The 13,380-nt window shown below is 46.9% G+C and carries 14 protein-coding genes; 11 read left to right on the top strand and 3 right to left on the bottom strand.

Features of this window, described 5'->3' with window-relative positions:
• The first annotated feature begins 17 nt into the window (after positions 1-17).
• Positions 18-1,058 (top strand): NAD(P)-dependent alcohol dehydrogenase, encoded by a 1,041-nt coding sequence (locus AAHB90_RS32025; protein ID WP_342089412.1) that lies wholly within the window; start codon positions 18-20, stop codon positions 1,056-1,058.
• Between the two features lie 9 nt (positions 1,059-1,067).
• Positions 1,068-1,964 carry a helix-turn-helix domain-containing protein gene (locus tag AAHB90_RS32020; protein WP_342089411.1) on the top strand — a complete coding sequence of 299 codons (897 nt, stop codon included), beginning with the start codon at positions 1,068-1,070 and terminating at the stop codon, positions 1,962-1,964.
• Between the two features lie 39 nt (positions 1,965-2,003).
• Here the strand turns inward: AAHB90_RS32020 and AAHB90_RS32015 are convergent, their stop codons facing one another.
• Both AAHB90_RS32015 and AAHB90_RS32010 read right to left on the bottom strand, forming a co-directional pair.
• Positions 2,004-2,540 (bottom strand): class I SAM-dependent methyltransferase, encoded by a 537-nt coding sequence (locus AAHB90_RS32015; RefSeq protein ID WP_342089410.1) that lies wholly within the window; start codon positions 2,538-2,540, stop codon positions 2,004-2,006.
• A gap of 367 nt (positions 2,541-2,907) precedes the next feature.
• Entirely contained in the window at positions 2,908-3,804 is an 897-nt protein-coding gene (locus AAHB90_RS32010; RefSeq protein ID WP_342089409.1) for an NAD(P)H-binding protein, read from the bottom strand.
• Between the two features lie 80 nt (positions 3,805-3,884).
• Here AAHB90_RS32010 and AAHB90_RS32005 point away from each other — a divergent pair, with 80 nt between their 5' ends.
• Positions 3,885-4,295 carry a winged helix-turn-helix transcriptional regulator gene (locus AAHB90_RS32005; RefSeq protein ID WP_342089408.1) on the top strand — a complete coding sequence of 137 codons (411 nt, stop codon included), beginning with the start codon at positions 3,885-3,887 and terminating at the stop codon, positions 4,293-4,295.
• Positions 4,296-4,668: 373 nt separating this feature from the next.
• On the opposite strand, the gene AAHB90_RS32000 is transcribed toward AAHB90_RS32005, so the two are convergent.
• Positions 4,669-4,959, bottom strand: coding sequence for an HU family DNA-binding protein (locus AAHB90_RS32000; protein ID WP_342089407.1), 291 nt, complete (start codon positions 4,957-4,959; stop codon positions 4,669-4,671).
• A gap of 653 nt (positions 4,960-5,612) precedes the next feature.
• On the opposite strand from AAHB90_RS32000, the gene AAHB90_RS31995 reads away from it, so the two are divergent.
• The 8 genes from AAHB90_RS31995 to AAHB90_RS31960 all read left to right on the top strand — a co-directional run bounded on the left by AAHB90_RS31995 (position 5,613) and on the right by AAHB90_RS31960 (position 13,369).
• On the top strand, positions 5,613-6,560 hold the full coding sequence (locus tag AAHB90_RS31995; RefSeq protein ID WP_342089406.1) for a sensor histidine kinase: 948 nt from the start codon (positions 5,613-5,615) through the stop codon (positions 6,558-6,560).
• Positions 6,557-7,333 (top strand): LytR/AlgR family response regulator transcription factor, encoded by a 777-nt coding sequence (locus AAHB90_RS31990; protein ID WP_342089405.1) that lies wholly within the window; start codon positions 6,557-6,559, stop codon positions 7,331-7,333. Before AAHB90_RS31995 ends, AAHB90_RS31990 begins: the two co-directional genes overlap by 4 nt.
• Positions 7,334-7,424: 91 nt before the next feature.
• A complete protein-coding gene (locus tag AAHB90_RS31985) occupies positions 7,425-8,261 on the top strand; it encodes a sterol desaturase family protein (protein ID WP_342089404.1) in 837 nt (278 codons plus the stop codon).
• 395 nt (positions 8,262-8,656) lie between these two features.
• The gene (locus tag AAHB90_RS31980; protein ID WP_342089403.1) at positions 8,657-9,064 is read left to right on the top strand and encodes a hypothetical protein; all 408 of its coding nucleotides are present in this window, start codon (positions 8,657-8,659) and stop codon (positions 9,062-9,064) included.
• 30 nt (positions 9,065-9,094) lie between these two features.
• Complete coding sequence (locus tag AAHB90_RS31975) at positions 9,095-10,144, top strand: hypothetical protein (RefSeq protein WP_342089402.1); 1,050 nt, start codon at positions 9,095-9,097, stop codon at positions 10,142-10,144.
• A gap of 14 nt (positions 10,145-10,158) precedes the next feature.
• Positions 10,159-11,226, top strand: coding sequence for a serine hydrolase domain-containing protein (locus tag AAHB90_RS31970; RefSeq protein ID WP_342089401.1), 1,068 nt, complete (start codon positions 10,159-10,161; stop codon positions 11,224-11,226).
• Positions 11,227-11,646: 420 nt separating this feature from the next.
• Entirely contained in the window at positions 11,647-12,447 is an 801-nt protein-coding gene (locus AAHB90_RS31965; RefSeq protein WP_342089400.1) for an SDR family NAD(P)-dependent oxidoreductase, read from the top strand.
• Between the two features lie 4 nt (positions 12,448-12,451).
• Entirely contained in the window at positions 12,452-13,369 is a 918-nt protein-coding gene (locus AAHB90_RS31960) for a helix-turn-helix domain-containing protein (protein ID WP_342089399.1), read from the top strand.
• Positions 13,370-13,380 lie beyond the last annotated feature (11 nt).

Genomic DNA, 13,380 nt, shown 5'->3' with positions numbered 1-13,380 from the left:
TATCATAAAATGATATTATGATAACAGCAAAAGGATATGCGGCGCAAACGGCAGAGAGCCCACTAACGCCCTGGCAATTTGAAAGACGCGAGCTCGGCGCGCACGATGTACAGATCGAAATTCTATACTGCGGGGTTTGTCATACCGACATTCACCTGACCCGTAACGAATGGTTTGAAGGAATTTTCCCGATGGTTCCAGGGCATGAGATCGTGGGGCGTATCAGTGCCCTGGGTGCCCATGCCACAAAGTTCAGCATCGGCGGTCTGGGTGGCGTGGGCGTGATGGTAGATTCCTGCCGGGAGTGCCCTGATTGCAAGAACGGGCAAGAGCAGTTTTGCAGTGTCGCCCCGGTGCAAACCTACAATAGTTTGGGCCATGACGGCCAGCCTGTTTACGGCGGATATTCCAATACCATCGTGGTCCATGAAGATTTCGTGCATCACATTTCCGAAAAGCTCGACCTGGCCGGAGTGGCCCCATTACTTTGCGCAGGGATAACGACCTATTCGCCGCTAAAAAGATGGAACGTAGGTAAAGGACATAAACTGGCTGTGGTCGGTTTAGGTGGATTGGGCCATATGGCCGTTAAGTTTGGGAAAGCCTTGGGTGCGGAAGTGACTGTGCTGAGTACTTGTCCCGGCAAAAAGGAAGCGGCTATGCAGCTCGGGGCTGATCATTTTATCATTTCCAGACAGGAAGCACAGATGAAAGCAGCCTTTAAAACATTTGATTTTGTGCTCGATACCGTTTCGGGCAACAGCGATGTAAATCCTTATCTGGCGGTTTTAAAAAGCAACGGTGTTTACATTAATGTCGGGATGCCGGCCAAGCCTTGGGAGGTGAGCTCCTTTTCGCTGGCAACGGGCAATAAGGTCATTGCCGGGTCTGGCGCCGGAGGGCTGCCCGAAACACAACAGATGCTGGATTTTTGCGCCGAACATGGTATTGTTTCCGACATTGAGCTGATTGATATCAAGGATATCCATACTGCCTATGACCGCATGCAAAGAGGTGATGTCCGCTACCGTTTTGTCATTGATATGAAAACCCTGTAACTTCAATCAATGAACAAGCCATACCTGATCAATTCTATATCCGAGCAGCACAGGCTGCTCGGATTGCCTAAGCCTAAACATCCGCTGATCAGCGTATTCCGGCATGAACATGCTGATTACGCCAGACTGGTCGATCTGCAACATTTTACCCTCAATTTTTACTGCATATCCATCAAAACGGATTATGACGGCAGGTTGAAGTACGGGCACCGGCACTACGACTTCGATGAAGGTATGATGGCCTTTATTTCCCCGAATCAGCTGCTGATGAAACTGGACCCGGGATCAAAACCGCCGGGTGGCATGACACTGATGTTCCACCAGGATTTCATTGCAGGCACTTCGCTGGCTACGAAAATCCGGAATTTTGGTTTTTTCTCCTACGAGCTCCACGAAGCCCTTCATCTGTCAGAGCAGGAGGAGGCGAAGATCAAGGACCTGTTTGCCAGCATAGAGGCCGAGTATCAAAGCAGCATCGATCATTTCAGCCATGAAGTGATGATCACCCACATTGAGCTTTTGCTGCAGTATAGTAGCAGGTTTTATGCCCGTCAGTTTATCACGCGAAAAGTGGCTAACGACGAAATCCTGATCCGATTGGAAGGTGTGCTAAACGGGTTTCTGGAATCGCAGAAAGGGCTACCGACCGTACAACAGGTCGCCAGGGAGTTGAACGTGTCCGCCGATTATCTTAGCGATATGTTACGGACCGTTTCAGGACAAACAGCGCAGCAGCATATACAAGCCCGGGTGATTGACAAGGCGAAGCAGCTACTGGCGACGACGAACTTACAAGTCAGTGAAATTGCCTATCAGATGGGCTTTGAGTATCCGCAATCCTTTCATAAGCTGTTCAAGAACAAGACGAACATGTCTCCGATACAGTACCGTGAAAGCTTGAATTAGGCGGTGGCTTTTTGATCTGTTGAAGGCCTCGGTTTTCGATCAGTTTATTGGTTCAACCGGGGAAGCAACTAGCGCACCATAGAGCATCGCGGAACCATACAATGACCTGCGCTCCCCAAGTTTTGATATCGAATAAGTCCCGACACGGTCGAAAAGGCTTTTTAGACCTTTGAAGTCAATGGGATATGGCACCCATGTATTGGATGACGTCGTGTCATATTCAACAATCAAAAACCTTCTACCTTTACTAAAATGTTGTTCCAGGCGCCGGATTAAGGATTCTTTATCCCTGATGAAGTGAAGGGAGTTCGCCATCAGTATCCCGTCTAATCCCGGCACTTCCAACGCCTTTGTTTCAAAGTCGGCCTCGATAAATTTGATCGAAACCTGGTTGCCCATTTGAGGCGGAAGCTGTTGGTTGCTTTTGTCGACGCCGGTAATCTTGCTGTGCGCTGGCAGCATCGTCGCCAAGGCTTCGGTGAAAGTCCCCGTCCCACAACCCAAATCTAACCAGTACTGTGCATGCTCGCCATCGGCGCCGCCACCGATTAGTTCTATGGCCTCTTGATTTGTCATGTGTTGATGATAATTAATTGCTACGGTTGAGAATCAAGCCGCGCTCAGGGTATGCAGCCTGAGCCGACCATAACAAATAAGAGACAATGACCAGGGGGAGCATGACCAGCCGCGCGATTAAGTTAAATGCAGGGTCGCCCACTATATAGTGCGTAATGGAGGCCGGAAAGAAATGTTGATCTACTGAGAGATCGACTATCATCCACGGCGAAATTTAATGTACGTCGCTCAGCGGAGCAAATGCTTTTCCATCTTATTCAGGCGTCCTTGCCATCCCTACGAAAGCTTGGCATTGTTCCTCTAGTGTATACTTAACTCTCTATCTTAAAATAAGAAGGAAACACTTTCAATCTGTAAGTTACACCGACTAGTCCTTGCCTTCCGAATACACCTGCGCAAATTCGCTAGCAAATTCTGCAAAACTTCTTTTCCCGACAACTTCATGTGTGTTTTGCTGATAGTGACGGTCCAGGATCCCTTCTCGTATGGCAACACCCATATCTACAATGTAATGCTGTGCGGCATCTTTGGAAAATCCATTCTGCATTAATGCTTGCAGTAATTGCGCATCCGTAAATTCCACCCATTTCAAATCAGGCTTTTGGATTGCCGCCCCAAGTATTGCAGCGATTTCTTTTCCGTTTTTTACATCGCTGACAATATACTTAATGTTCTTTCCCTTGAACGAAAGCGTATTGAATGCATCAACTGCCGCATCGGCAATGTCTGCCGGATGAGACATGATCAGTTTTCTGTCGTCAGGGAAGTTGTTGCCAATCATACTTTGGTATTTAATCATGCTCATGCTTCCATAAAAGTTCGAGTAAAATCCACCCGGTCGCAAATGAATCACATGCATGTTCGATAATTCGTCTAGCCACATTTCCAGGTTTTGATAATGGTCCAATGGCGGCTTCCCAGCAAGCGCGGAGCCGGCACTGCTCAAATTAACCACATGTTTAATACCCGATTTCCTTACTGCATTTGCGTAGTTGTTTCCGGTTGTAGCGGTAAATTTCCCATAGTCCGGGGTGCTGAAATTGGGAGGAATCATCAGGTAAACGGCATCACTACCACCAAAAGACTTCACGACGAAATCCTCATCCATAACAGAGCCTATTAAAGGAGTGGCTCCTAATTTTTGAATCGCCGCCACTTTGTCAGCGTCAGAACTGATGACTTTCACATTGTGTGCAGCAGCCACCAGCTTTTCTACCAGTATCCGACTAATGTTCCCCAAAGAACCTGTAACAAGAATATTCATTTTTTATTTTTTTAGTTGCTCGCAAAGCTATTATCGTACTTACCTTTGTGCAAGTACTTACCCTGAGGTAGGTTAGCATTATGACAGCAATAAAAGAAACATCAACGATTCAGGAGAACAAAGCGCTGGCGTTCGTTGCCTGCCCGGTTACATTCGTCATGGAGAAGATCGGAGGATATTGGAAACCGATTATCTTATTCAGTTTATTGTCCGGTAAAAAGCGGTATAGTGAGTTGAACAAGTCCATTCCTGCCATTACCGAGAAAGTCTTGATCAACCAATTGAAGCAATTGGAGCACGACGGGTTATTGATAAGAAAGTCAAAGCCCGTTGTGCCGCCTTACGTTACTTATGAGCTTTCAAAAACCGGGAAAGCCCTACGACCCGTACTCTTTGCAATGGCCGAATGGGCTGTTGCTTACAGTGATAAGTTTTCGGAAGCGTTTTCTGTTCAGATGAAAGACTTTCCGAATGAGACGGAGATTGATTAACAGGATCAGTAGGTGATAGCTGCATCTTAGGTAAGGAATAAACCTTCAAAATCCTGCCGTTGACCGCACCTTCCACACTAAGAATATAAGCGTAAACCAGTTTTTCCATAGGCACCAGGTTATGTCGCCACTTGAAGGAGCCCCACCTATTTCAGATATGTCAGGCAGCTAAGCGAGTATGGTTATATCCGTTACGAGCGATCGTCAATCGTAAACGCCCCAGCCTGATCCGTCTGAGCCAGCCCCCCAGGGGCCCAATGCTTACCACCGGAAATGTTAGAAGCGATACGCAGGGATCTGCCGATACTGCTTGGTATTGAAGAACCCGCAGCATTTGTTGCGGGATTCTTTATGCCATCGAAACAGCGGGGTGCTATTTTACCAGCACCCCTTCCTTGACCTGGTTGATGAAGTCGTCGGCTGGTTTGAAGAAAGGAATCTGGTGAGCGGGGATGACGATAGTGGTCTTCTCAGAAATGTTCCTGGCCGTTTTAGCAGCTCTTTGCCTGATGATAAAGCTGCCAAAGCCGCGGAAGTAAATGTTTTCGCCTTGGCTGAGCGAGTCTTTGATGGTTACAAAAAATGATTCGATGATTTTTTCAACTTCTTCCTTTGGAATGCCGGTCTTTTCAGTGATCTGGGAAACAAGGTCTGCTTTTGTCATTTCTGATGGGTGTTTGTGGTTATTCGTCGTAAAATTAAGACTTGGGAAGTGAATCTGAGCCAGATCTGGCGTAAAACTGAAATAAACGAGTGATCTTAAATCCCTCTGGGAGCACACTTGAAGCATCTCAGATCGCCGCAATTGTCAATTTGTTCCCTATACGGGATATTTGTAATGAGTCTTCTTGGAAATCGTAGCTACTTCACACTCTTAATTCCATTCTTTAATGTGTCCTAAAATTGGTAGAGAATTCGGATCGGCTGACCACCGTAATTCGCGCTGGACTGACCATGGTATTTCGGATTTTAATGGCCATAATAACATACTTGTTCACAGGTGGTTATTGAGATATGCCGGAAATAAAGCTGGTGAATTTGCCACCGAATCAGGTGGTCGCTGCACCTCATTTCCCAAGAATTGGCCCAGGTTACAGGACTTCTGATTCAGAATTTGGATCAGGCTTATGTGTAATAGCCAAAGCGGCTAACTGACAGCCAAAATTCTTCATTTCACCCGCTGGTTTATCTAACTGACATCTCTGGCGGCTCTGAAATTTTAATTTTTCAGTAAGTTTAACGATGGACAAGAATGAGCGCCGTATTTGTGGGTACAGTTCCCTGCTTATTGCACTGGTGGTAAACGCACCAAAACTTTTGGCTTTACGTGAAAATGGGCTTATGGCCCAATACTGGCATTTTAATCCTTTCGAGCTTTTATTCCAGTTCGCATTCAACCTGTTTTTTTGCGGCCTGCTTTTCAGCGTTAACCTGCGGAGGGGAAAATCGCTTTCATCCTACCGTGAAAAGAAACAATATTTCCCCTACGCCATTTCCAACTTCCTTGTTTTCTGTGTTTTATTGGTCATCGGAACTGTTTTACAACGTTTGTTTTTCACGGATCGCCAATTACCACGCCTGATGTTCTCGGGTGCATTCTTTCGGTTGGGACTAAGCGCCATTTTGACGGCCATCATCATAAAGATCATTCTGCTGATGCGTAATTCCAGCAGCATCGCCGCCGAAAACCAGCAATTGAAGAATGCTTACCTGGCATCAGAATTGCAATTGCTAAAAGAACAGATGAACCCACATTTCCTATTCAATTCCCTGAGCAGCCTTTCGGCCGTAGTGCGTGAAAATCCGCAGCAGGCTCAGAAATACATTCGGGACATGTCAACTGTTTTTCGCTATGCATTGGTAGGTTCCCATACGGACCTGGTCACCCTGGCCGATGAGCTGGCGATGCTCACATCGTTTGCAAAACTTATCTCCATGCGGCTGGAAGATGCGTTTGAGCTAAAAATCAACATTGCAGAGGCGTACATGCCTATCAAAATCCCTCATTTATCTTTACAGCCACTGCTTGAAAATGCAGTCAAGCACAATGCGGCAACACCAGAAAGGCCATTACGGGTAGCGATTGAGGCAAGGGGCGATCAACTTATTTTCAGCAGCAGCCTTTGGGAAATACCAATATCGGAAGCGAGCAATGGAATGGGCCTCGCCAACCTGAATGAACGTTTCAGGATCATGCTGCACCACGAAATTGAGATCAGCCGGTCCGATACACACTTTATCGTAACACTCCCCTTAAAGCAATGACAGTTATCCGTATTGTAGTGGTAGAAGACGAAGCTGCAACGGCCCGCAGCCTGATCCATATTTTAAATGAATCAGGCGACAACCTCGCCGTTGTCAAAACGCTGAGTTCCGTATCCGGTGCAGTTACCTGGTTCAATGGCAATCCTGATTCGTATGACCTGATCTTTATGGATATCCGTCTGGCGGACGGTCTTTCGTTTGATATTTTCATACAGACAGCCATATCCCGGCCGGTTATTTTCGTGACCGCCTTCAACGATTACGCGATTACCGCATTTAAGAACAACGGCATCGACTACATTCTCAAGCCATTTGATCCTGATGAGATCAGTGTCGCACTGGAAAAGTACAAGAAGTGGACAGGTTGCGCAGAGAAACCAGATGCATCATTGCTCACAGAACTGTTGGCACAGCTGGGCAACCTGACCAAACCCTATAAAAAATCCTTTCTGGTACACTACCGGGATAAACTGATCCCCTTGGAAACCGCTAAAATCGCGTGGTTCTATACGGCCAATGAAGTAGTCCATCTCCGCACGCTCGATGACAAACAATATGTCGTGGAGTCAACCATGGAGCAGTTGGAACAACAACTGGACCCAATGTTATTTCTCAGGGTAAGCCGCCAGTTTATCCTCAATCGTAACGCTGTCATCGAGGCAGAGTTTTATTTCAACGGGCGCTTACTAGTCAAGGTAAAACCGCAGCCGGACGAGCATATTATTATCAGTAAAGCGAAGACTGCCGAATTTAAAAAGTGGATGACCAGCTAGGTCAATTCACCCCCTGATTTTTCTATTTCACCGGGTTTGCCAAGGGCTCAGATCTCCTTTTGGGTCAATTTTGTATCAAGCCATCAGGCCAATGCAAATAAGAATCCACGAAATGAAAAACCACATCGGACCTTACCGGATCTATATATTATTGTTTGTAGCGGGATTGGTCTCTACGGAGATCATCTGGAGCTGGAAAAATGGAAAACATGCCTATCATGTGAAGGAGACATTCTCCAATCTAGCTGTTTTCGCCGGTTTCCAGTTCTCTAAATACCTCTTTGCCGGTTACCAGCTAGGCTTGCTTGGTTTTTTCACCGGTCTTTCCCCGTTCAGGCTGCCGCAAAATGGGTGGGTGTTCCTGCTTACCTTTCTGACAGCTGATTTTATCTATTACTGGTTTCACCGCATATCGCACCTTTGGAAACCCTTATGGGCCTTCCACATGGTTCATCACTCAGCGATGCGCATGAACCTGACGGCTGCTTACCGGCTTAACTGGTTCTCAGCACTTGTCAGCCCCTTGTTTTTTATTCCGGCAACCTTGCTGGGTATGCCGCCTGATTTTATTGTGCTCTCCTACGCGCTCAATCTTGCCTACCAATTCCTTTTGCATACAGAAGCTGTCGGCAAGCTTGGACCGGTTGAAAAGGTAATGGATACGCCCTCATCACATCGCGTACACCACGGCAGTAATCCCATTTATATCGACAAGAATTTTGGAGGTGTGTTCATTATCTGGGACAGGTTGTTTGGCACTTACCAACCGGAAACAGAGAAGGTGGTTTATGGCCTTAAGACGGGCTTTTTAAGTCACAATCCATTCAGACTTGTCTTGCAGGGTTTTATTGATTTGTTCAGACCGGCAAGTCGGGCTAAACCGCAGGACGGTTCTACCCCAGATTCAGACGATTCACCGGAAAAGTGAAAACCAGACGCGAAAAAACAGGGTCCTAATTATAAACATCATAAAAACAAAACAGTATGAAAAAGCTCATTTTTATCATTTGCCTCGCTACCATTGGTGTTGGCTATGCACACGCTCAAACTCGTGTAATCGTAAGAAGACCTGTCCGTCACCTGATTGCACCTGCAGTCCGAACCGTTATCGTAAACCGCCCGGTAACACAGGCGCGGCCTGCCGTTATTGTGCGTCCCGTAGTGACTGTGGTACGCCCGGCCGCACGCAGAAGTGCAGTTGTCGTTCAACGCTAACCGTTCAAACTGCCATCTCCAATTTATGGCGATGGAAGAAACACCTGAAATCTATCTATCAGTGAAAACAATATCAGTATCTAAACAGTAAAAATAAATTCAACAAATATGAAAAGTAGCAACACCACAAAGGGCATGGTTGGAGGACTGATACTGTTATTTATGCTGTCCGGTCCACTGGCTATGGCACAGAACGCTTCCGCAATGCAGGATAAAACCCCACAGGAAAGAGCAGCATACCAAACGGAAATGATGAAAAGTAAGCTTGGCTTGGATACTGCGCAGCTAAAGCAGGTTAAAGCCATCAACCTGAAATACGCATTGAAGAACGAGCAGGTCATCAAAAGTGGCGACAGTAAGTTTTCTAAGTTCAGACAGATCAGCTCATCGCAGAAAGAAAAGCAAGCAGAGCTCAAAAAGATCTTAACCGCGCAGCAATTCAAACAATACCAGGCTTTCCAGGATGAGATGAAGGCAGAATTGAAAGAGAGAAGAGAAACCGGTAAATCCGAATGAATCCCAAATAGATCATCAATAACAGAAAAAATGAAAACCATATTATTCAGGTTGTACCTGCTGGCCTTAATCTTATCAGGCTGTTCCAAAAGTACAGATGCGCCCACGGCAGAACCGGTCGATGATGATCTGGCAGGGCCGATTTCCCGTCCTGCTTTCGGATACGGAGCTGACGGCACATACGCGGTTTCGGAGATCGACTTTCCCAATACGGAATATTCGGGCACCAACGTGACCATATTCTATCCATCGGGTACCGCTTCACCCAGGCCGACCATTTTCTATTCGCATCCTTATGGAGGTGAAAGCAAAGAATATAACCGGGGGCTGTTCGAATTCATTGCCAAAAAGGGTTACGTAGTTGTGTTTGTACCATACGCAACCAATGATACGAGTATTGACCATCGTTACCTGACCTTATGGACCGGCTTTACCAAAGCGGCATCTGATTATCCGGGCATCATCGATACCAGGAAAGTAGGCTTCATGGGGCATTCCTTTGGTGGTGGGGCCTCGATCGGCCTGGCCTATAAAGCTTTCACCGACAAAGGCTGGGGGGTAGACGGGCGTTTCCTGTTTACCATGGCACCTTGGTACAGTTATCAGATCACGCCCGCCCAGCTGGCCAGTTTTCCGACCAACACGAAGATGATCACCCAGGTGTATGACGAGGATGTTTTTAATGATCATCGGATGGCGATCGATATCTTTAAGAATATCAATATTCGCAGCACTGAAAAGGACTACTGTTACCTGAAGCCATCAACGGTGGCCGGCTATAAATATGCTACGGAACATACGCTTCCCAATTCCCGTACAGCCTACGATGCCTATGATTATTATGGGGTATACCGCTTGCTGGACGCAATGATTGATTACAGTTTTAATAACAGTGCGGCGGGAAAAAATGTGGCGCTGGGCAATGGTTCTTCCCAACAGATAACCATGCCGGGATATAACGGGCAGTTCATGGTCCCGCTTGAAGTCACCGATAACCCCGCCCCAAAGTACGATCAGAGTAAATATGATTTTAAGTGCAGCAGTGCATTATATAATCCAAGAATAGCTCACTGCGAATAACGGTCTCAAACGGAATGAAGAAAAAGCTAGTATTAACGATGATGGTGCTACTGCCATTTGTCATTGGACACGCCCAGCAGCCATTTTCCGTGGTAGATCAATGGATCGACTCCCATGCCGCGGAGATGGGAGGGAGGCTGATACTGATCATCCATAAAGATGGAAAGATAATTTACAGTCATTCGGTCAATAAAATGAATGGCAGACAGCAGACACTCGCCAGGCTGATGGCTAAAAGGAAGGGAGCGGAACCTGATTTAGGCGGTTACACCGAGGCGACCAGACAATCCATCGCCAGTTGCAGCAAATGGCTAAGTGCAGCACTGGTGATGACTTTTGTCGATGAAGGCAAAATACTGTTAACCGATACGGTCGGGAAATTTCTGCCTGTACTTTCCAAAAATGGCAAGGGCAGTATCACGATCGGCGATTGCCTGTCACACATGACAGGTATCCTTTCCCCGGATCTGAAAGAAGACCTCAAAGAGATAAGGCAAGCCAAAAATATGGACGAAGTGATCAGCCAGATCGCAGCCTACCCCACGGAGGGACTTCCGGGAACAGTTTTTCGTTACAGCAATACCGGTCTTCAGATCGCAGGTGCAGTGCTCGAGAAGATTACCGGCCGGGGTTTTCAGGCCCTTTTTACCGAGCGCATCGCCGGACCGCTGGGCATGAAAAGCACTGATTTTGGGCCAGGTGCAGTAGCCTTGCCCGCGGGCGGGGCGATCAGCACACCCGAAGACTATATCCGCTTTCTGACCATGATTTTAAACAGGGGCATCTTCCATGGGAAACGGCTTTTATCAGAGCAAAGTGTAGCCATGATGCAGGAAAACAGAATAACGCCCGATGTCAGGATAGCCTATACGCCTGTCCTGACCGCAGGTTCAGGGTATGGTTACGGGGAGTGGGTTATGGGCGGTGGAACGGTGAGTAGTCCGGGACTTTTTGGCAGCTACCCATGGATTAATAATAACAAGGGATACTGTGCGTTTTTGATGGCCTTTTATATCAATGCCGACGGCAGACAGGCCAAATATACCGAACTGAGAAAATTGGTGGATGAACAGATCAGATAAAATAACCCCTTTCGGCAGGTGGTTTCGGTTCAGCCTGTGCGATCTCGAATTTTGATAATCTGATGTACTGTTCACAGGCTATGACCTGGGGATGAATCCCTGGGGTGGTTTCCGAGAGGATATCTGTATCTCCCAGAAGTGGGCACTGCACCTGCCGGAGGGACCATCTTTCCGCGAAGCGATAATTGTGTGAACGGGAATTGGTGATTAGTCTGCCAGGGAATGAGGTAGTCAGCGGCACAGCCTTTACAGCTATCGAAGCTTTACAATTTTAGCCAGACCAAGAACATCGCAATCGGGTATCGTTCACGGTTCAGCCAAACCGACGAACCTGCAACAGTCATTCGGTTACAAGTTCCGGCATTATAGTTACAGAATATAGGCCCTCTGTCAGGATCTTTGTCCCAAAAATTACAAGAAATGAAAACCACATTAATTACCGGGGCGTCAGGGGGCATTGGAGAAGCAGTTGCAAAACGCCTGGCCGAAAAGAAAGAGAACCTGACTTTGGTCGCCCGGAACGAAACTAAACTTAGGCTTTTGAGCCAGGAATTGTCGAAAAAGTACAGTGTGCATGTTGGTTTCATTGCAGCTGATCTCTTCGACCCGCAAGCGCCCGAAGCCATATACGGGGAATGCAAACATCGCGGACTTGAAGTGAGCAGTCTGATCAATAATGCTGGTATCGGGTCAGGTGGTGAATTTGCCGGCGCTGACCTAAAAAGCCTTGGGGATATGTTGCAACTAAACAATGGCGCGCTTGTTAGACTCACGCACTTATTCATGCAGGATATGCTAAAACGGAAAGCCGGAACGATTGTGAACATGGGTTCACTGATCTCATTTGCGCCGGTGCCCTACATGGCACTTTACGGTGCAAGCAAGGCATTCGTCCGCTCATTTTCTCAGGCTTTACACGAGGAATGCAAACCTTTTGGCGTGCATGTCCTGTTCTTTGCACCAGGTCTTACTTCCACCAATTTTATGGAAGCAGCAGCATTAAAAAACGAGACGGGCGATGCGTTGATCGCCGGAGCACCTACCCAAACGGCAGACCAGGTGGCTGATGAATTTATTAAGGCCTATTATAATAGAAAAAGGTCTGCGGTATCAGGGAGTATTAACCGCCTTGGAGTTAAATTACTCGCCCTGATACCCAATTCTGTGATTGCGGCTAGCTCGGCCAGGACTTTTAAAAAACGGACCAGCCAAAAAGGTTAAGCATATGAAGAATAACAGTAGACCGCATTTACATATAGATTCATTAGCTGAATTGCATAAGCTTTTAGGCTTTGGCAAACCGAAGCACCCGCTGTTTACTGTTCTGCAGTTCAAAGATTTCCCCGCGGTCGAGCTTGAAGACGGCATAAAGCTAAGCGCAGATTTTTACCAGATCACTTTCAAGAAGGGTTGTTGTAATAAGATAATCTACGGTCAATCCGAGTTCGATTTTGACGAAGGCGTCCTTTCTTTTTTCGCCCCTAAACAAACTTTCGTTAAGAATGGTGAAGTTATCCCGCCCGGGGGTTTTTTGATACTGGCCCATCCTGATTATATAAAGGGAACCTCATTGCAGACCAAGATCAGATCGTACAGCTTTTTCGAATATGCGGCAACCGAATCTTTGATCCTGTCTGAGGAGGAAGAGGCATTCATCGAACATGTTTTCATTCAAATCGAAAAGGAGGCCTTACGGCCTATTGATAAGCACAGCCAGGATGTGATCATTTCCAGCCTCGAACTACTGCTGACCTATGCTGACCGCTTTTATACACGGCAGTTCCTGACGCGTAAACCAAAGTACAATACCTTCCTGGCCAAATTTGAAAAGTATCTCGACGAGCTGATACATACCGGCCTCATTCCGGAACGTGGCGTGCCGAATGTAGCTGCAATAGCAGCCACATTCAACCTTACGCCGAAATATTTCAGCGACCTGATCAGGCAGCATACCGGCCGTTCCGCACAACAGCACATTCATGACAAGCTGATAGAAGCCGCAAAGGAAAAATTATCCGGCACGACATTATCCGTCAGCGAAATTGCCTTTCTGCTCGGCTTTGAACACTCGCAGTCATTCAGCAGGCTTTTTAAATTAAAAACAAACTTTACGCCATCAGAATATCGCGGGACGTTAAATTGATCCGACAGCTA

This window comes from Dyadobacter sp. OTU695 (genome assembly GCF_038440355.1).
Lineage (GTDB): Bacteria > Bacteroidota > Bacteroidia > Cytophagales > Spirosomataceae > Dyadobacter.
The sequence above is the reverse complement of the archived record's forward strand: the minus strand, read 5'-3'. Positions and strand labels throughout refer to the sequence as shown.